At 71.8% G+C, this 18225-nt stretch carries 17 protein-coding genes; 14 read left to right on the top strand and 3 right to left on the bottom strand.

Annotated features, from left to right (window positions below):
* Positions 1 to 103 precede the first annotated feature (103 nt).
* Positions 104 to 1207, bottom strand: coding sequence for an aldo/keto reductase (locus ACFQGL_RS11705; RefSeq protein WP_377509848.1), 1104 nt, complete (start codon positions 1205 to 1207; stop codon positions 104 to 106).
* A gap of 170 nt (positions 1208 to 1377) precedes the next feature.
* Between ACFQGL_RS11705 and ACFQGL_RS11700 the strand changes: the two genes are divergently transcribed.
* The 14 genes from ACFQGL_RS11700 (at position 1378) to ACFQGL_RS11635 (ending at position 16512) form a co-directional block, all read left to right on the top strand.
* Positions 1378 to 1998, top strand: coding sequence for a TetR/AcrR family transcriptional regulator (locus ACFQGL_RS11700; RefSeq protein WP_377509845.1), 621 nt, complete (start codon positions 1378 to 1380; stop codon positions 1996 to 1998).
* 91 nt (positions 1999 to 2089) lie between these two features.
* Positions 2090 to 2830, top strand: coding sequence for an alpha/beta fold hydrolase (locus tag ACFQGL_RS11695; protein WP_377509842.1), 741 nt, complete (start codon positions 2090 to 2092; stop codon positions 2828 to 2830).
* A 54-nt stretch (positions 2831 to 2884) separates the two neighbouring features.
* Complete coding sequence (locus tag ACFQGL_RS11690) at positions 2885 to 3121, top strand: ATP-binding cassette domain-containing protein (protein ID WP_377509839.1); 237 nt, start codon at positions 2885 to 2887, stop codon at positions 3119 to 3121.
* 77 nt (positions 3122 to 3198) lie between these two features.
* Positions 3199 to 4287 (top strand): LacI family DNA-binding transcriptional regulator, encoded by a 1089-nt coding sequence (locus ACFQGL_RS11685; RefSeq protein WP_377509836.1) that lies wholly within the window; start codon positions 3199 to 3201, stop codon positions 4285 to 4287.
* On the top strand, positions 4284 to 5219 hold the full coding sequence (locus ACFQGL_RS11680; RefSeq protein WP_377509833.1) for a carbohydrate ABC transporter permease: 936 nt from the start codon (positions 4284 to 4286) through the stop codon (positions 5217 to 5219). The genes ACFQGL_RS11685 and ACFQGL_RS11680 overlap by 4 nt, the downstream gene beginning before the upstream one ends.
* Before the next feature lies 1 nt (position 5220).
* Positions 5221 to 6060, top strand: coding sequence for a carbohydrate ABC transporter permease (locus tag ACFQGL_RS11675; protein ID WP_377509830.1), 840 nt, complete (start codon positions 5221 to 5223; stop codon positions 6058 to 6060).
* 37 nt (positions 6061 to 6097) lie between these two features.
* Positions 6098 to 7390 (top strand): ABC transporter substrate-binding protein, encoded by a 1293-nt coding sequence (locus tag ACFQGL_RS11670; RefSeq protein ID WP_377509827.1) that lies wholly within the window; start codon positions 6098 to 6100, stop codon positions 7388 to 7390.
* Between the two features lie 3 nt (positions 7391 to 7393).
* Positions 7394 to 8542, top strand: coding sequence for an ADP-ribosylglycohydrolase family protein (locus tag ACFQGL_RS11665; protein ID WP_377509824.1), 1149 nt, complete (start codon positions 7394 to 7396; stop codon positions 8540 to 8542).
* Complete coding sequence (locus ACFQGL_RS11660) at positions 8539 to 9891, top strand: ADP-ribosylglycohydrolase family protein (protein ID WP_377509821.1); 1353 nt, start codon at positions 8539 to 8541, stop codon at positions 9889 to 9891. Before ACFQGL_RS11665 ends, ACFQGL_RS11660 begins: the two co-directional genes overlap by 4 nt.
* Positions 9892 to 9922: 31 nt before the next feature.
* Entirely contained in the window at positions 9923 to 10861 is a 939-nt protein-coding gene (locus tag ACFQGL_RS11655; RefSeq protein ID WP_377509818.1) for a ribokinase, read from the top strand.
* Positions 10858 to 12816 (top strand): SUMF1/EgtB/PvdO family nonheme iron enzyme, encoded by a 1959-nt coding sequence (locus tag ACFQGL_RS11650; RefSeq protein ID WP_377509815.1) that lies wholly within the window; start codon positions 10858 to 10860, stop codon positions 12814 to 12816. Before ACFQGL_RS11655 ends, ACFQGL_RS11650 begins: the two co-directional genes overlap by 4 nt.
* Complete coding sequence (locus tag ACFQGL_RS11645; RefSeq protein ID WP_377509812.1) at positions 12813 to 14000, top strand: CaiB/BaiF CoA transferase family protein; 1188 nt, start codon at positions 12813 to 12815, stop codon at positions 13998 to 14000. Before ACFQGL_RS11650 ends, ACFQGL_RS11645 begins: the two co-directional genes overlap by 4 nt.
* Entirely contained in the window at positions 14000 to 14821 is an 822-nt protein-coding gene (locus ACFQGL_RS11640) for an HpcH/HpaI aldolase/citrate lyase family protein (protein ID WP_377509810.1), read from the top strand. Before ACFQGL_RS11645 ends, ACFQGL_RS11640 begins: the two co-directional genes overlap by 1 nt.
* Before the next feature lie 143 nt (positions 14822 to 14964).
* On the top strand, positions 14965 to 16512 hold the full coding sequence (locus ACFQGL_RS11635) for a cell wall anchor protein (protein ID WP_377509807.1): 1548 nt from the start codon (positions 14965 to 14967) through the stop codon (positions 16510 to 16512).
* Positions 16513 to 16522: 10 nt separating this feature from the next.
* On the opposite strand, the gene ACFQGL_RS11630 is transcribed toward ACFQGL_RS11635, so the two are convergent.
* Positions 16523 to 17170 carry a DUF305 domain-containing protein gene (locus ACFQGL_RS11630; RefSeq protein WP_377509804.1) on the bottom strand — a complete coding sequence of 216 codons (648 nt, stop codon included), beginning with the start codon at positions 17168 to 17170 and terminating at the stop codon, positions 16523 to 16525.
* 71 nt (positions 17171 to 17241) lie between these two features.
* Positions 17242 to 18135, bottom strand: coding sequence for a DUF1996 domain-containing protein (locus ACFQGL_RS11625; RefSeq protein WP_377509800.1), 894 nt, complete (start codon positions 18133 to 18135; stop codon positions 17242 to 17244).
* Positions 18136 to 18225: the final 90 nt, after the last annotated feature.

The raw sequence follows: 18225 nt of genomic DNA, 5'->3' as shown, positions 1-18225 counted from the left end.
TAGTGGCCTCCGGGATCACCCGAGGCCACTACATCCCCGTTCCAGACCGTCACCGTGGTACGCCACGGGCGTTGGTGTGGTCACGCCAAGCGGCGCCGCCTCCTCAGTTGGCGGGCTCGGCGGCGGCGTTGAGGACCGGCGGCGTGTAGCCGGCCGGCTTGTCGCCGATGCCGAGGCCCGGGCTGACCACCCAGGACTGGTACTGCGGGGTGAACATCGCGTACGGCAGCCCGACCTTCGGCGCGCTGGCCTCGTCGAGCCGGCGACGGGCGTCGGCCGGGATCTCGAAGTCGAGCGCGCCGAAGTTGGTGTCGAGTTGCTCGGGGCTGCTCGCCCCGATGACCACCGAACCGACGGCGGGCTGGGTGACCACCCAGTTGATCGCGACCTGCGCCATGCTGCGACCCAGGTCGGCGGCCACGCCCTCGAGTGCCTCGATGACCTGCCAGTCGCTGGGGCTGATCTCCCGCCCTCCGGCGCCCGCGGTGGTCAACCGGCCGGTCCCGCTCATGCCGTCGCCCTCGCGCCGGTACTTGCCGCTGAGCAGGCCGCCGCCGATCGGGCTCCACGCGGTGATGCCCATGCCCAGGGTCTGGGCCATCGAGACGAACTCCGTCTCGATGTCGCGGGCGACAAGGGAGTACGGCAGTTGCACGTTGATCATCGGGGCAAGCCCGTGCGCCTCGGCGTAGCTCTGCGCCCGCGCCGCGTACCAGGCCGGTACGTCCGAGAGGCCGGCGTACCGGATCTTGCCGTCGCGTACCAGGTCGGTCAGGGTGTGCACGACCTCCTCGATCGGGGTGATCCGGTCCCAGGTGTGCAGCAGGTACAGGTCGATGTAGTCGGTGCCGAGCCGGCGCAGCGAGGCCTCCACGGCCCGCATGATGTGCTTGCGGCCGTTGCCGCTGGCGTTCGGGTCGGTCGGGTCGACGGTGTTGGTGGCCTTGCTGGTGAGCACGAGCCGCTCCCGGACGCCGGTCTTGGCGATCAGGCGGCCGATGATCGACTCGCTCTCCCCGGCGGTGTAGAAGTCCGCCGTGTCGATGAAGTTGCCGCCCAGCTCCAGGTAACGGCGGAAGATCGGCTCCGACTCCTCCTCGGTCTTGCCGTACGCGGCGTGGAACCCGCCGGTGCCGAAGTTCATGGTGCCCAGGGCCAGCCGGCTCACTCGCAGACCGGACCGCCCGAGCAGGTAGTACTCGTTCATCGTCGCGCCCTTCCGATCGCTTTCCGGCCCGGGACCGGACCGCGTCGTCGCATACCTTTGCTCGACAAAAATGGACCTGCAAGTCCAAACAGTCGGCTCCCCTTCGGTCTAGCATTGGACTGGCAGGTCCATACGAGGATCGGTGACGCGGGGAACCATCGGGGGGTCTCATGACACGGACGTTGACCCGTAAGGGTGAGGCGACCCGGGCGCGAATCGTCGCCGGGGCGGCCGCCGAGATCCGCGAGCGCGGCGTCGAGGAGGTCCGGCTCGATGACGTGATGGCCGTCACCGGCACCAGCAAGGGTCAGCTCTTCCACTACTTCCCCGACGGGAAGGAGGAGCTGCTGCTCGCGGTGGCCGAGCACGAGGCCGACCAGGTGCTGATCGACCAGGAGCCGATGCTCAGCAACCTGACGTCCTGGCCGGCGTGGCAGGCGTGGCGTGACCGGCTGATCGAGCGCTACCTGGCGCAGGGCGTGAAGTGCCCGCTCAACGGCCTGCTCGGGCAGACCGGCCGCCGGGCGCCGGCCGCGCAGGCGGTGGTGACCGGGCTCATGTGGCGCTGGCAGAGCGCGATCGCCGACGGCGTCCGGCACATGCAGTCGACCGGGGACATCGGTGCCGAGGTGGACGCCGAGCGCGCCGCCGCGGCGCTGCTGGCGGGAATCCAGGGCGGTGTACTGATGCTGCTCTCCACCGGAAAGATCGACCACCTCGAGGCCGCGCTCGACCTCGCCATCGACTCCCTTCGGGCCAGTGCCCGTACCGCCGGACCAGGAAGGGCATGATCCGACGGTACGAACCAGACGGGCTGTACGCTCCGCCGGCACCGCACGGTCGGTCGGTACGGGCTGACCAGGGCGTAGGAAAGGCATGTCGATGAGTCACGACGAGAACCGTCCGCCGCTGGTGCTGCTGCACGGCCTCACCTTCGACCGGCGACAGTGGGATCCGGTACGACGCGAGCTCGCGGCGCTCGAACCGGACCGCCCGGTGCTCGCCCTCGACCTGCCCGGTCACGGTGACGCAGCGCGGCGGACCACCTACCGGATGGCGGAGGTTGCCGAGGTCATCCACGGTCAGGTGACCGAGGCGGGTCTCGTCGAGCCGATCGTGGTGGGACATTCGGTGGGTGCGGTGGTCGCCACGACGTACGCGGCCCGATACCCGGTGCGCGGGGTGGTGAATCTGGACCAGATCCTGCTGCCGGGCCCGTTCGGTGCGGCCGTACGCCAGTCCGAGCCGGCACTGCGCGGCCCGGACTGGCGGCGGGTGTGGGACGGCATGCTGGCCGGGATGGGCATCGAGTCGTTGCCGGCCGGGGCGCGCGAGATCGTGACGACCGCGACCGACCCCCGACCCGACCTGCTGCTGGGTTACTGGGACGAGATCCTGCACGGGTCCGACGAGGGCATCGCCGCCGAGCGGACCCGGGCGCTACGGTCCATCGGCGAGCGCGGGATCCCCTATCGCTGGGTGACCTCGTCCGAGCCACCGGCCCGTTACCTGGCGTGGCTGACGGGCGTGCTGCCGGAGGTCGCGGTGACCGTGCTGCCCGGCAGCCATTTCCCGCACCTGGCGGAGTCGGCGACGATCGCCCGGCTGCTGGCGACCGGCTGAGATCGGAAGCTATCCTTCCGCCCGAGTCGATGGAGATCGGAGCAGGCGTGGCAGGTGACGACGGCATCTCCGGGTGAGAGCCCCGGCCCGGCCGCCGCGCCCGGGCACCGGATCGGCCTGATCGGCGAGAACGGCACCGGCAAGACGACCCTGCTGCGGGTCCTCGCCGGTGTGGACGAACCCGACGCCGGCACCGTCGTCCGCCCACCGGCCCTCGGCTCCGGTCGAGGTGGCCGGGCCGGCAGATCGGTCTCGCCATCGGGCCAACCACCTTTGGAAACGTTTTCGTAACGAGCCCTTGACCTCTCCGGTGTGACCGGAGCAGACTCCCCGGAAACGTTTACAGCTATCGGGTGGAGGTGCGGGACGTGGGTCGTAAACGTTTACAGGAGCCGGCCGAAGGGCGGCCCACGGTGCACACGGTCGCCGCCCGCGCCGGCGTCTCCATCGCGTCCGCCTCCCGGGTGCTCAACGGGATCGGCGGCAGCCCGGAGACGATCCGCAAGGTACGCGCCGCGGCGGCCGAGGTGGGCTACGTGCCGAACGCCATCGCCCGGTCGCTGCAGTCGCAGCGCACCGGCCTGGTCGCGCTCGCCGTAGAGGACATCGGCAACCCGGTCTACGTGGAGATGATGCGGGCCATCGAGGCGGTGGTGGCGTCGTCCGGGCGTCAGCTCGTGGTGCACGCCACCGGAGGGCGGATCGACAACGAGACCGCCCTGCTGCGCCGGCTCGCCAACCGCTACGTGGACGGCATGATCGTCTCGCCGATCCGGGTCACCGACGACCACCTGGCCGCGCTGGTGGACAGCCCGGTGCCGGTGGTGGTCGTCGGTCAGCTCGCCGAGGACGCCGCGGTCGACAACGTGCGTACCGACTCGCGGCACGGTGTGGCGCTGGCCGTGGACCACCTCGTGGCGACCGGCCGCCGCCGGATCGGTTTCGTCAACGGCCCACTCGACACGGTGCCGGGCACCGCCCGCGACGCCGGTTTCCGGGCCGCCCTGGCCCGACACGGCGTCCCGCTCGACGAGGAACTGATCGAGGTCGGCGACTACTTCCAGTACGTCGCCGGCCGAACCGCCACCGAGCGGCTGCTCGCCCGGACCGACCCGGACGCGCTGGTCTGCGCCAACGACCTGATCGCGGTCGGCGCGCTGCACGCCCTGCTGGCCGCCGGTCGGCGGGTGCCGCAGGACGTCGCCGTGGTCGGCATGGACGACACCGAACTGGCCCGAATGATGTTTCCGCAGCTCTCCAGCGTCTCGCTCGGCTCGACCGAGCGTGGTCGCCGGGCCGCCGAACTGCTCCTGCAACGCATTGCCGACCCGACCCTGCCGCCCCGGCGCGAGCAGGTACCACCGAGCCTCGCCATCCGCGCGTCCAGCGGCGCGTCAATTCCCCGGCCGGCCGGTTCACCGACCACCCACCCGTCCAGCGAAGGGGTGACCGCATGACCACGCTGGCCGAGCAACCGGACGTCGAGCAGGCCGAGCCGGCCCGCCGCCCGAACCGGTCCCGCTCCGACCGCACCGCCATCTATCTGCTGCTGCTGCCATCGTTGCTGCCGATCCTGGTGCTGTCGGTGTTCCCACTGCTGCGCGGCATCTATCTCGGCTTCACCGACGCCCGGGCCGGGCGCAACGTCGAGGTCAGCTTCACCGGCCTGGACAACTACCGGGAACTCCTCGGCGACGAGCTCTTCTGGAACTCGTTCAAGATCGGGCTGCTCTGGGCGTTCGGTGTGACCGCGCTGCAGTTCCTGCTCGCCCTCGGGCTGGCGCTGCTGCTCAATCAGCAGCTTCGGTTCCGGGGTATCGCCCGGGTGCTGGCCGTGGTGCCGTGGGCGATGCCGCCCGTCGTGGTGGGCATCCTCTGGAAGCTCGTCTACCACCCGGACGCCGGCCTGATCAACGAGTTCCTGCACCGGATCGGCGCGGACGGGCTGCGGACCAACTGGCTCGGCGACTTCAGCACCGCGCTGCCCGCCGTGATCATCGTCGGGGTCTGGGCCGGCATGCCACAGACCACCGTCGTGCTGCTCGCCGGGCTACAGGGCGTGGGCCGCGAGCTGCACGAGGCGGCCGCCATGGACGGAGCCAGCACCTGGCACCGGTTCCGGCACGTCACGTTGCCCGCGCTGGCACCGGTGATCGTGGCCATCACCTCGCTGGACTTCATCTGGAACTTCAACTCGTTCGGCCTGGTCTACGTGCTGACCGCCGGCGGGCCCGGGGGCAAGACGATGTTGCCGATGCTCTTCGCGTACGAGGAGGCGTTCCGCTACGGCAACTACGGCTACGCCGCCGCGCTGGGCAACGCGATGGTCCTGATCATCATCGTGCTGCTCGCCGTCTATCTCCGCCGTCGGTTGAGGGAGGCGAACTGACATGTTCGGAAAACCGAGCCGCACCGGGCGGACGCTGCAGTACCTGGCGCTCTCCGCCTACCTGATCTTCCTCGGCTTCCCGCTGATCTGGCTGCTGTCGACGGCGTTCAAGCCGCCACGGGAGCTGGTCCGGCTGCACCCGACGCTGATCCCGTCGAACCCGACCGTGCAGAACTTCGTCCAGGCCTTCACCGAGCAGGACCTGGGCCGCGCGGCGCTGAACAGCCTCCAGGTCTCGCTCGCCTCGGCGGTGCTGACCGTGCTGGTCGCCATGCCGGCGTCGTACGCGCTGGCCCGGTTCAAGTCGAAGCTCGGCACCGTGGCGCTGGGCTGGGTGCTGCTCTCCCAGCTCTTCCCGTTCGTACTGCTGATCATCCCGATCTTCCTGGTGCTGCGGCAGGTCGGCCTGGCCAACACGCACGCCGGGCTGGTGCTGATCTACGTGGTCTGGGCGCTGCCGTTCGCGCTCTGGATGCTCCAGGGATTCGTCCGCAACATCCCCCGCGAGCTGGAGGAGGCGGCCTCGGTGGACGGCGCGACGCGGTTGCAGGTCCTGCGTCGGGTGGTCTTCCCGCTGCTCGCACCGGGCCTGGTCGCGACCGCGCTGTTCTCCTTCATCTCGGCCTGGAACGAGTTCTTCTTCGCGCTGGTGCTGATCAAGACCCCGGAACTGGCCACCCTGCCGGTCGCGCTGGCCCGGTTCGTCGGCATCGAGGGCACTGCCCGACTCGGGCCGCTGGCCGCCGGTTCACTGCTGGCCACGCTGCCCAGCCTGATCTTCTTCGCGTTCATGCAACGCCGGCTCTCGTCCGGGTCGATGGCCGGCGCGGTCAAGGGCTGAACCGTCCCCCCCGAACCACCACCAAGGAGGTAACCCCATGCTCCGTACCCGATTTCGTCGGCTCGCCGCGGCCACCGCGGTCGCGGTCGTCGGCCTCGGCGCGCTCACCGCGTGCGGTGGCGGCGACGACGAGGCCACGTCCGGCCCCGTCAAGCTGCGCTTCCTCAGCCTCGCCTGGCAGAAGGAGTCGTTGCAGGTCAACAAGGACCTCGTCGCCAAGTGGAACGCCGAGCACCCGGACATCCAGGTCGAGTACGTCCAGGGTGACTGGAACTCGGTGCACGACCAACTGCTGACCTCCTTCGAGGGCGGCGACGCGGCGGACATCGTGCACTACGAGGCGTCCTCGATCGGCGAGTTCAGCAAGCAGGGCTACCTGGCGGATCTCTCCGGGCTGGTCTCCGACGACCTGAAGGGCCAGATCGACAAGGGCGTCTGGGACACCGCCACCTTCGACGGCAAGGTCACCGGCGTGCCGTTCCTGCTGGAGTCGCAGGTCGTCATCGCCAACAAGAAGCTGCTCGACGCCGCCGGTGTCGCGGTGCCGCCGGCCACCAGTGGCTGGACCTGGGACGAGTTCCAGGCCAACGCGCAGAAGCTCACCAAGCCCGGCCAGTACGGCGCGGCCTGGGCGCTCAAGTCGCCGACCAACCGGGTGCTCAACCTGTCGCTCAACTACGACGGCAAGTTCTTCTACGACGGTGACGGCGGGCGCCCCGAGGTCAAGGTCGGTGACGCGGAGAAGGAGGTGCCGAAGCGGATCCACGACATGCTCTACACGGCGAAGTCGGCCTCTCCGGAGGCGCTCGGCATGAGCGGCGCGGACACCCTGCCCGGCTTCTTCGGCGGCAAGTACGCGCTGCTGCCCGGCTCGGTGTCGTTGCGTCAGCAAATGGTCGAGCAGGCGCCGGCCGGGTTCGAGTGGGTCACCCTGCCGCCGGTCAAGGGACTCTCCGCCAAGCAGGCGGCGAACCCGCAGACGCTGTCCATCTCCGAGGACTCCAAGCACAAGAAGCAGGCCGCGCAGTTCCTCGAGTACTTCCTGAACCCGACCAACATGGCCGCCCTGGCCAAGGGTGACTGGCTGGTCCCGACCGGCAAGCAGGCCAACGAGGAACTGGTCAAGCTCACCGCCGGCAAGCAGGGCTGGGACGTCGCCGCGGCCAGCGCCGCGGACCTGACCGTCGCCCCGTTCCAGCAGGCCGACGGCTACCCGGAGTGGAAGACCAAGTACGCCACTCCGGCTCTCCAGCAGTACTTCGCCAACAAGATCACCCTCGATCAGCTCAGCACGCAGCTGGTCGACGGTGGCAAGCAGGTTCTGAGGTAGGTCATGTCACTCTTGCTCGATTCATCGATCGGTTGCCTGGTCGGCGCCGCGGTCGGAGACGCCCTGGGCGGCGCCACCGAGACGGCACTGCCGGAGGAGATCCGCGTCCGGTTCGGCGGCTGGGTCGAGGGCATCGTGCCCCCGTACCACGCCAACTGGGCCACCGCGCGACCGCTCGCGCCGTACCACAAGGGCGATGGGCACATCACCGACGACACGTTGATGACCCACGCGCTGGTCCGCGCCTACGCGGCCAAACGCGACCACCTCGACGCGTACGACGTGGTGGAGTTGCTGGTCCCCGATCTGATCGAGCGGGTGGTGTACATCCCCGACCTGGAGCGGGACGGGGTGACCTTCCACCGGCTCGCGGCCGCCGAACGGTGGTTGGTCACCCGCCTGCACCACGCCCACGCGGACCCGCGTGAGGCGGGCGTCGGCAACATCGTCAACTGTGGTGCGGCCATGTACATGGCGCCGGTCGGCATCGTCAACGCGGGTGACCCGGCCGGGGCGTACGCCGAGGCCGTGGAGATCGCCGGGGCGCACCAGCACAGCTACGGTCGGGAGGCCGCCGCCGTCTTCGCGGCCGCGGTCGCCGCTGCGGCGTCCCCCGGCGCGGGCGTCGAGGACGTCGTCACCGCGACGCTGGACCTGGCCCGCGACGGCACCCGGGCGGCCATCGACGCGGTGGTGAAGGAGGCCCGGGGCCACCACGACTGGAAGCAGGCGATTCCCGCGCTGCGCGCCGCGGTCGCGCCCTTCGACACGGTGGGGGAGGAGTACCGCAGCCCCGGGCTCGGCGCTCGGCGCCCGAGCCGGCTGCACGCCATCGAGGAGCTGCCGGTGGCTCTCGGCATGCTCGTGGTGGCCGGCGGGGAGTTCCGCCCGGCGGTCCTCGGCTCGGTCAACTACGGCCGGGACGCCGACTCCACCGCCACCATGGCCGCCGCCATCGCGGGAGCGCTCGGCGGCGCCGCGGCGGTGCCCGCGGAGTGGTCCGACGTGGTCGCCACCGCGTCCAAGACCGATCTGGTGGAGCCGGCCCGGGTCCTCGCGGCGGTGGCCGGCGAGGTCTTCGAGCGGGACCAGGCCCGGTTCGCGCGGCGCGCGGAGCGGTTCGCCGGGCTGGCCGTGGAGTCGACCCGATGAGAATCACCTGGGTGCAGCCGGAGGACCTGCTGCCCCACGAGTTGACGGCCAGCCGGGACGAGGGCCGCGACGTCACGGCCCTCGCCCAGCGGTGGGCGGCGGCCGGCGGGGACCTGACCCCGCCGGTCAGCGGGGCGTCGAAGACCCCGGCGTCGCCGGCACTGCGGGCACTCGCGGCGGAGCTGCTGGACGCCGCCGACGCGTTGCCCGCCGTCGCCGCCGACGACGAGACGGACGACCTGGCCGCCCTGCGCGCGCAGTGGCCGGCGACCTGGTCGCTGCCGACCGACGTGGCGTACGACCGGCTGCACGGCGCCTGGCTCGGCCGGGCGGCCGGCTGCCTGCTCGGCAAGCCGGTGGAGAAGATCCCCCGGGAGGGGATCCGGGAGATCCTCACCGCCACCGGGCGTTGGCCGCTGCGCGACTGGTTCACCGCGAAGGGGCTGCCGACCGAGGTCGCCGAACGCTGGCCGTGGAACCGGCGCAGCGCGCCGACCAGCCTCGCCGAGAACATCGACGGCATGCCCGAGGACGACGACCTGAACTACGCGCTGCTGGCCCTGCGGGTGCTGGAGACGCACGGCCGGAGCTTCACCAGCGCTGACGTGGCGCAGGCGTGGCTGGACTGGCTGCCTGCCGGTCGGGTCTTCACCGCCGAACGGGTGGCGTACCGGAACCTGCTGCTCGGGTTCGCGCCGCCGGAGAGCGCCCGCCGGCACAACCCGTTCCGGGAGTGGATCGGCGCGCAGATCCGTACCGACGTGTACGGCTGGGTCAACCCCGGCCGTCCGGACCGGGCCGCCGAGCTGGCCTGGCGGGACGCCGCCGTCAGCCACGTACGCGGCGGCGTGCACGGTGCGCTCTGGGCCGCCGCGCTGGCTGCCGCCGCGCCGGTCGCCACGACGGTGGACGAGGTGCTCGACGCGGCCGAGGCGGTCCTGCCGCAGCGCAGCCGTTTCGCGGCCACGGTCCGTGAGGCGCGCGCCCTCGGCGCGGCGACCGACGACTGGGAACGCGTCGTCGACGAGCTGTACGCCCGGCACGGGCACCTGCACTGGGTGCACGTACGCAACAACGCCGCGCTGGTGGCCGCCGCGCTGGCGTACGGCCGTGGTGACCTGGAGCGGTCCATCACGGCGGTGGTCAGCGGCGGCTGGGACACCGACTCGACCGGTGCGACGGTCGGTGCGGTGACCGGGGCGCTCACCGGAGCGTCCGGGCTGCCGGCGCAGTGGATCGCCCCGCTGCACAACCGGCTGGCCAGCAGCATCGCCGGCTTCGACGGGATCGGCTTCGACGAGCTGGCGAAGCGGACCCAGGCGCTGATCGAGCCCGGGAGCGGGTCGTGATCCGGCGCCGGCGGACGGAAAGGAGCGCGCGATGAGCGCACGCGTGGCGGTGGTGGGCAGCAGCAACCTGGACCTGGTGGTGACGGCCCCGCAGCTGCCCCGCCCCGGCGAGACGGTGCTCGGCGAGAACTTCCGTACCGTGCCCGGCGGCAAGGGCGCCAACCAGGCGGTCGCCGCCGCCCGCGCCGGCGCCGCCTGCGACTTCGTGGGCGCGGTCGGTGACGACGAATTCGGTACGCGGTTGCGTGCGAGCCTCGTCGAGGCCGGAGTGGACGTCCGGGGCCTGCGGACCATCCCCGGGCCCTCCGGCGTCGCGCTGATCGCGGTGGACCGGGACGCGGAGAACTTCATCGTCGTCGCGCCCGGCGCCAACGGCGCGTTGACCCAGCTCGACGCCGACGACCGGGCGACGATCGCCGCCGCCGACGTGCTGCTGCTCCAGTTGGAGGTGCCACTGGAAGTCGTGATCCAGGCGGCCGACTGGGCCCGGGCGGAGGGCACCACCGTGGTGCTCAACGCCGCGCCGGCCGCGGTACTGCCGCCGGTGCTGCTCGACCTCGTGGACGTGCTGGTGGTCAACGAACACGAGGCGGCCGTCGTGGCCGGGATCCGCTCCGACGACCCGCCGGTGCTGCTCGACGCCCTGCTGGAGCTGGTGCCCCGGGTGGTGCTGACCCAGGGCGCGCGCGGCGCCGCGTACGCCGACCGGAGCGGTCTGCGGCTGACGGTCCCGGCGCCGCGCATCGACGCCGTGGACACCACCGCCTCCGGTGACGCGTTCACCGGCGCGCTGGCCGTGGGCTGGGTCGAGCGCGGCGGCGCCACCACCGAAGACACCGTCACCGCGAGCCTGCGCTGGGCGTGTGCCGCCGGCGCGGCCTGCGCCCAGCGGGCCGGTGCGTCAACCGCACTGCCCGAGCGGCCCGCCATCGACGCCCTCTACGACGCGACCTACCGAGGTACCCCGTGAGCTTCAACCCGTACGTCCCGCGCCCGATCGACCGGCCGACCGAGGTGCCCCTCGGCGGGCACGCCGACCTGAGCACCCTGGACGAGGCGAAGATCTTCGCCGCCCCCGACAACCCGGCCGACTGGCCGGCCTGGCGCGAGCAGCTGACCCGCTGGCGGGCCGACGCCCGGGAGCGGATCGGCTACACCGGCACGCACTACGACGAGATCACCGGCGACTGCTTCAGTGTCTGCCTGGCCTGGCTCTGGGACGAGGCGCTCTACGACCACGAGCGCGGCGTCTTCACCGTCGACGAGTTCCTCGACGCGGCCGGGCGGGACTTCGGGGGCTTCGACGGGGTGGTGCTCTGGCACGCGTACCCGGTGATCGGCCTGGACGACCGCAACCAGTTCGACTGGTACCGGGACGTGCCGGAGCTGCCCGAGGTGGTGCGCGCGTTCCAGGAACGGGGGGTGCGCGTCTTCGTCGACTACAACCCGTGGGACACCGGCACCCGGCGGGAGTCGGGCAGTGACGCCGAGGAGGTTGCGGCCCTGGCCGGCAAGCTCGGCGTCGACGGGGTCTTCCTGGACACCCTCAAGGAGGGTGCCGGCGAGTTGCGTGCCGCGCTGGACGCCGTCCGCCCCGGCATGGTCCTGGAAGGCGAGAGCCGTGTGCCGCTGGCTCGGATCGCCGACCACGCCATGTCCTGGGCGCAGTGGTTCGCCGACTCCGAGGTGCCCGGCGTCCTGCGGGCGAAGTGGTTCGAGCGGCGTCACGTGCTGCACCACACCCGCCGCTGGAACCGCAACCACCTGGACGAGTTGCACTCCGCGTGGCTCAACGGCGTCGGCGTGCTGGTCTGGGAGAGCGTCTTCGGCGTCTGGGTCGGTTGGAACGACCGGGACCGGGCGGTGCTGCGGGCGATGCGCCGCGTGCAGGCCAGCCACGCGCCGTGGTTGCGCTCCGAGGACTGGGTGCCGCTCGCCGATCACCCGGGCACCGGCCAGGTGTACGCGTCCCGCTGGACGCACCACGACGAACCACTGTGGACGGTGGTCAACCAGGGCGCGGACCACGACGGGCCGTGGCTGATCACCGAGGACCGGGCCGGCCGACGCTTCGTCGACCTGGTCACCGGCACCGAGCTGACCGTCACCGAGACCGCCGACGGCCGACTCGCGGTGGGCGGCGCGCTGCCGGCCGGCGCGATCGCGGCCGTGGTGCGCACCGACGCGCCCGTGATCCAGCACGAGCAGCCGATCGGTGACCCGTCGTTCCCGGCCCGCGCCGCGGTGCGCGTACGGACGCCGTGGGCGCCCCGGCCGCAGGTGCCCGACGGCATGGTGGCCGTCGAGGCCGGCCGGCGGGAGCTGCTGGTCCGCCACCGGGTACGGGAGACCGGGCTCTACGGCGAGGCACCCTACGTCGAGGAGTGGAAGCCGCTGCCGCCCCGGTTGCACCACATCGGTTCGCTGCGCCGCAGCGTCCGACTCGGGCGGTTCGCCATCGCCACCCACGAGGTCACCCACGGCGAGTACGCCACGTTCCTGAACGCCACCGGCTACCGGCCGGTGCGTCCGGAGCGATTCACCGCCGGCCAGGGGCCGGTCGACGCCCCGGTGATCGGGGTGGAGCTGGCCGACGCCCGGGCGTACGCGGCGTGGGCCGGGCTACGGCTGCCCACCGAGGACGAATGGCAGGTCGCCGCCGAGGCGGGGCTGCTCGTCCGCCGCGAGCCGCTGGTGTGGAACCTGACCGAGAGCGAGCACTCCGACGGGCGTACCCGGTTCGCCATCCTCAAGGGCGGCGCCGGCTACCAGGCCGAGGGCTCCGACTGGTACTTCGACGGTGGTCCGCAGCCGGCGGACATCTCGGTGAAGCTGGTGCTGACCGGCGCCGGGCTCACCCGCTCCGACCAGGTCGGCTTCCGGTGCGCGGCGGACCTGGTTCCCGAGACGGAGGTGACCCGATGACCGCGCCGTTGGACGGGATCAAGGTCGTCGACCTGGCCACCCTCTTCGCCGGACCGCTCGCGGCGGCGTTCCTCGCCGACTTCGGCGCGGATGTGATCAAGGTGGAGCACCCGGCCAAGCCGGACCCGTCGCGGGGGCACGGCCCGGCCAAGGACGGCGTCGGGCTCTGGTGGAAGGTGCTCGGCCGCAACAAGCGGACCGTCACCCTCAACCTCTCCGACCCGGACGGAGCCGCGCTGCTGCGCCGGCTGCTCGCCGACGCCGACGTGCTGGTGGAGAACTTCCGACCGGGCACGCTGGAACGGTGGGGGCTGGGTCCGGCCGAGCTGCACGCGGTCAACCCCCGGTTGGTGATCACCCGGATCAGCGGGTTCGGGCAGGTCGGCCCGTACGCCCGCCGGCCCGGCTTCGGCACCCTCGCCGAGGCGATGAGCGGCTTCGCCGCGGCCACCGGGGAACCGGACGGGCCGCCCACGCTGCCCCCGTTCGGGCTGGCCGACTCGGTGAGCGCGCTCGCCGCCGCGTACGCGGTGATGCTGGCCCTGCGGGCCCGGGACGTCACCGGCACCGGGCAGGTGGTGGACCTCGCCATCATCGAGCCCATCATGGCGATGCTCGGTCCGCAGATCACCTGGTACGACCAGATCGGCTACCTGCAGCCCCGGCTGGGCAACCGGTCCAACAACAACGCGCCGCGCAACACGTACCGGTGCGCGGACGGGCGCTGGGTGGCGGTCTCCACCAGCGCGCAGAGCATCGCCGAGCGGGTGCTGCGGCTGGTCGGTCGACCCGAGCTGATCGACGAGCCGTGGTTCGCCACCGGCAGTGGCCGGGCCGCGCACGCCGACGAGTTGGACGCCGCGGTGAGCGCCTGGGTGGCGCAGCGGGACCGGGACGAGGTGGTGGCCGCGTTCGAGGCCGCCCAGGCGGCGGTCGCGCCGGTCTACGACGTGCGGGACATTCTCGCCGATCCGCAGTACGCGGCGCTGGGCACCGTACGCAGCGTCCCGGACGAGGAGCTGGGCGAGGTACGGATGCAGAACGTGCCGTTCCGACTCACCGACACGCCGGGCGAGATCCGGCACGCGGGGCGGCGGCACGGCCAGGACACCGAGGCGGTGTTCGGCGCGCTGGGTCTGAGCGCCGACGAGCTGGCCGCACTGCGCGAGCGGGGTGTGCTCTGATGCTGCTGAGCTGGCTCTACGTGCCCGGTGACCGCCCGGACCGGTTCGCTAAGGCGGTCGCCTCGGGTGCCGACGCCGTCATCCTCGACCTGGAGGACGCGGTGGTCGCCGGGCGCAAGGCGTACGCCCGCGACGCCGTCGCCGAGTTCCTCGCCGAGGCGCACGCGGTGCCGGTGCAGGTCCGGGTCAACGAGCTGACCGGTCCGGACGTCGATGCCGACCTGGCGGCGGTGTCCGGTCGACCCGGGCTGGCCGGGCTGCGGCTGCCGAAGGTGGAGTCGGCCGCGACGGTGGCGGGGCTCGCGCGCCGGGTCGACGTACCACTGCACCTGCTGATCGAGTCGGCGCTCGGGCTGGAGGCCGCGTACCCGATCGCGTCCGCCCATCCGGCGGTGGCCTCGATCGGGCTCGGCGAGGCCGACCTCCGCTCGGATCTCGGTGTGAGTGACGACGAGGGGCTGCTCTGGGCGCGCGGCCGGGTGGTGGTGGCCGCCCGTGCCGCCGGCCTGGTCCCGCCCGCGATGTCGGTGTACGCCGACGTCACCGACGTGGCTGGTCTGGCCGCCTCCTGCGCGGTGGGTCGGCGGCTCGGCTTCCTTGGCCGTACGGCGATCCACCCGCGCCAACTACCGGTGATCGTCGAGGCGTTCCGGCCGGCCGAGAGGGAGGTGGCCCGTGCCACCGAACTGCTGGCCGCGGTCGCCGAGGCGCATCGACGGGACTCGGGGACCGTCGTGTTGCCGGACGGCCGGTTCGCCGACCGGGCGATGGTCGCCGCCGCCCAGCGCACAGTGGACGTGGCGGCCCGCTACACCACCTGACCGGGGCGCCGAGCGTGTGCCGGCGGGGGTGAACGGGGACAGTGGCGAACCCAGCGGACCGCTACGCTCCACGGGTTCCACGTGCCGACCGCCCTCGGAGGACCCCGGTGTTGTTCAAGCGATCCGCCCGGCGTTGGCTTGCAGTGACAGGCGCCGCAGCGGTGCTCGTCGTCGTCTCGGCGACCCCGGTTCCCGCCGTTCCGGCCAAGGACCTCAAGGTCTACGCCAACAACGCGCTCGTCGCGCCGGGCGGTCCGGCGAACTCGATCAGCCTCTACGGCATCACCGAAGGGCGGGGCGACGACTACACCGTCACGGTGGACCGGAGCAAGGTTTCCGGTATCGCCCAGGTGCGCAACAGCAGTACGGATGTCTGCACCGAGTCGGGCGCGATCCTGACCTGCAAGCACCCGGATGAGCCCGACGATGCCTCCTACCTCAACCTGGTGTCGGTGTCGGTGCAGGCGAAGGACGACGCCAGGCCCGGCCAGGAGGGTGAACTGCTCTTCACCGTCACCGACGATGCCACCTCCAGCTCGACCAGTTTCCGTTCCACGGTCAGCATCGGTGCGGGCGTCGATCTCGTCGCCCAGGAGGCGGTGGATCTGACCGGCGCTCCTGGTGCCACGTTCGAGACCCCGCTCCGGATGGAGAATCGGGGTGCGAAGGCCACCGAGGGTGTGGTGCTCTTCGTCGTCGCGAGCGATGGTCTCGTCCCTACCAAGCGCTATCGGAACTGCGAGTACACCAACGAGGGCTGGTTCGAACTCGCCTTCGCCTGCCACTTCGACGTCACCCTCGACCCGGGTGCCGCTGTGCGGCTGGACTCCGGCTTCGGGTTCAGGGTGCCGGATGACACCTTCGCGCCCAGCGGTCACATCGCCAACGCGAGGTGGCGGACCCCGGCCGACTGGGAGGCCTTCAAGTCCGCGACGAACTCCAACGACGATCGCTGGCAAAAGGGCACCGAAGGTGAGCTGACGCTGGATTCCGTTGCCCTGCGGCGCGTTCCGCAGACCGACCTGACCCCGCGGGACGCCGAAACTCTGGTACGAGTCCAGGTGACCGGCGACCAGGGTGTCGACGTGGCGGCACTCGGGGCGACGGTCACCGGTGAGGTCGGCGCCGTGGTACCGGTGAAGATCGGCTATCTCAACAACGGCCCGGCGGCGATCAACATCGGCGGCACGGGGTACTGGGTCGAGCCGAAGATCACGCTGCCGACCGGCGTCACCGCCCTGAAGGTCCCGGAGTCCTGCTCGATCCGTGCGGGGGCCGGTACGCCCGGCGTCCCGGTCTACGTGTGCTTCTGGCCTGATCGCCTGTCCAAGGGTGACAAGGCGGAGTTCGAGTTCGAGCTGCGCATCGACAAGGCCGACGGTCAACCCGGCGAGGTGAAGGCGGCTATCGAGAACGGGACCAAGGACCTCGACGCGACCAACGACAGCGCGCCGATCGTGGTCACCGTGACCCCTGGTGGCGGCGACGGGTCTCCCGGCGGTGGCGACGGTGACGGCGACGGTGTCGGTGACGGCGACGGCGACGGCGGCCAGGCTGGCGGGGACGACGGCTCGTTGCCGATCACCGGTGCCAGGGCTGGCCTGATCGTCGGCGTGGGGGGCGTACTGCTCGCGCTCGGTGCCGCTGGCTACCTGCTGGCCCGTCGTCGCCGGACCCGGTTCGTCGCCTGATCGACCACCGCTACCGGCGGTGCCCGGCCACCGGGACGGCCGTCGGTGGTTGGTCGATCCGGTCGAGCCGGGCGAGTTCCGCGTTGCCCGTCCGCACCACCGCCGTGGCCAACGCGGTGGTGCGGGGGTGCGCTCCGCCCTTCTGCTCGGCCGTGGCGATCCGGACCGACTGGGTCAGGTTCGCGCGCAGGTGCCCGGCGAGCAGTCGGTGAAACGGCTTCCCGGTGGCCGATCGCAGGGCGCTCAGTTCCTCGGCGGTGACCATGCCCGGCATGTCGTGACCCTCGTGCGGGTTGGTCGCCGGGGCCCCGGACTCGGCGAGCAGCCGACGGGCCCGGTCCAGGTCGGCGCGGTGGGTGGCCTCGAGTTGGGTGGTGAGACGCCGCCAGGCCGGGTCGGTGGTCCGGGCCGGCACCAGATCGAGTACGGGCAGCAGCCGTTCGATCTGCGCAACCGTCAACTGGAGCCACGCGATGTCGGTGGGGCTGAATCCTCCGGCCGTACCCGTGGGGGCCGCCAGGCTCGACGGTCCGGCCGCCGGAGGTCCGGTGGTGAGCGGTGCGGCGGTGCCGGTGGCGTGTGGCGGGTCGGCGGCGCAACCGGCGCCGAGCAGAGCCGCGATGAACACGGTGGACACTGCGATGGCGGACGCGCGCATCCGGCCTCCTCTCCGCCCCGACGGCGGACCCGGCGTGACCGGGCCCGCCTCGGGGGTGCGAACGGGTCGGCTCAGATCGGTCGGCCGTCGGCTCCGCACTTGATGACCGGGCGGATGCAGTCCTGGACCCGGCGAGCCATCTCGGCCACCGGCCAGGCGTTGAAGAAGTCACCGTGCATCGTGTAACCCGGCCCGGAGGCCAGCCGGAACGCCGCCGGATTGCCGTTCACCGGGTACCGCAGCACCTGCCGCAGCTTCGGCACCGGCACCGGGTGGGTGGCCGGGCAGGCCTGGTTCACCGGGTACGCCAGGTGGCTCTTGTGGTCCGGCGAGTCCAGGTCACGGCCGTTCCAGCACTGCGGGAAGTCCAGGTACGACTCCAGCATCGTGCCGGCCGGGCAGGTGACGAAGTCCTTCGACGGCGGTACCTGCCCGGCGTGCAGGCAGGACCAGCGGGCGATGCTGTCGTTCGGGCCGGTGGCCTTGGCGTTGCCGGCGACGAGCCGCAGCCCCAACGGGAACGGCTGGGTGTTGGCGACGACGTCGGCGCGTACGCCCTCGCCCAGGTAGTAGAAGGTGGCGATGGCCGGCTCCACCGGCACGTTGTTGTTGTAGAGCGTCGGCGTCCAGTACGACGACACGTCCACCTGCGGGTTGCAGGTGCTGGTCGAGTTGACCAGGTCGGGGAGCGTGGTGTGGGCGTTCGTCACCCTGCTGCCGAAGAAGCTGTGCATGTGCGAGGCGCCGGGCAGCCCGGGGAAGATGATCGGGTCGTCCGGCAGTCGGTGGCTGTAGGTGCAGTCGGCGGGGAACTCGGCCACCCGGATGACGTTGGCACCCGGGGCGGCGTCGGCCCGGCCGTTGGTGGACACCAGGTAGGTGCCGAGCAGTAGCAGCAGTGCGCCGACCGCCGTGGCGATACGCAGTCGGCGGTGGGTGCCGGAGAGGGGTGCGGCCCTGTCCATCTCGTGACTCCTGTCGGGGGGACGGGTCAGGGACAGCTCCGGCCGCCGCCGAAGACATCGGAGTTTCCCTGGCCAGACTGGTGGTGGTCT

Origin of the sequence: Micromonospora vulcania (assembly GCF_042658605.1) — a bacterium.
Lineage (GTDB): Bacteria > Actinomycetota > Actinomycetes > Mycobacteriales > Micromonosporaceae > Micromonospora > Micromonospora vulcania.
The sequence above is the reverse complement of the archived record's forward strand: the minus strand, read 5'-3'. Positions and strand labels throughout refer to the sequence as shown.

What these genes read in the sequence shown, in the direction of transcription:
- ACFQGL_RS11705 (WP_377509848.1), bottom strand. Translation starts at nt 1,207, where the DNA reads ATGAACGAGTACTACCTGCTCGGGCGGTCCGGTCTGCGAGTGAGCCGG.
- ACFQGL_RS11700 (WP_377509845.1), top strand. Translation starts at nt 1,378, where the DNA reads ATGACACGGACGTTGACCCGTAAGGGTGAGGCGACCCGGGCGCGAATC.
- ACFQGL_RS11695 (WP_377509842.1), top strand. Translation starts at nt 2,090, where the DNA reads ATGAGTCACGACGAGAACCGTCCGCCGCTGGTGCTGCTGCACGGCCTC.
- ACFQGL_RS11680 (WP_377509833.1), top strand. Translation starts at nt 4,284, where the DNA reads ATGACCACGCTGGCCGAGCAACCGGACGTCGAGCAGGCCGAGCCGGCC.
- ACFQGL_RS11675 (WP_377509830.1), top strand. Translation starts at nt 5,221, where the DNA reads ATGTTCGGAAAACCGAGCCGCACCGGGCGGACGCTGCAGTACCTGGCG.
- ACFQGL_RS11670 (WP_377509827.1), top strand. Translation starts at nt 6,098, where the DNA reads ATGCTCCGTACCCGATTTCGTCGGCTCGCCGCGGCCACCGCGGTCGCG.
- ACFQGL_RS11665 (WP_377509824.1), top strand. Translation starts at nt 7,394, where the DNA reads ATGTCACTCTTGCTCGATTCATCGATCGGTTGCCTGGTCGGCGCCGCG.
- ACFQGL_RS11660 (WP_377509821.1), top strand. Translation starts at nt 8,539, where the DNA reads ATGAGAATCACCTGGGTGCAGCCGGAGGACCTGCTGCCCCACGAGTTG.
- ACFQGL_RS11655 (WP_377509818.1), top strand. Translation starts at nt 9,923, where the DNA reads ATGAGCGCACGCGTGGCGGTGGTGGGCAGCAGCAACCTGGACCTGGTG.
- ACFQGL_RS11645 (WP_377509812.1), top strand. Translation starts at nt 12,813, where the DNA reads ATGACCGCGCCGTTGGACGGGATCAAGGTCGTCGACCTGGCCACCCTC.
- ACFQGL_RS11640 (WP_377509810.1), top strand. Translation starts at nt 14,000, where the DNA reads ATGCTGCTGAGCTGGCTCTACGTGCCCGGTGACCGCCCGGACCGGTTC.
- ACFQGL_RS11630 (WP_377509804.1), bottom strand. Translation starts at nt 17,170, where the DNA reads ATGCGCGCGTCCGCCATCGCAGTGTCCACCGTGTTCATCGCGGCTCTG.
- ACFQGL_RS11625 (WP_377509800.1), bottom strand. Translation starts at nt 18,135, where the DNA reads ATGGACAGGGCCGCACCCCTCTCCGGCACCCACCGCCGACTGCGTATC.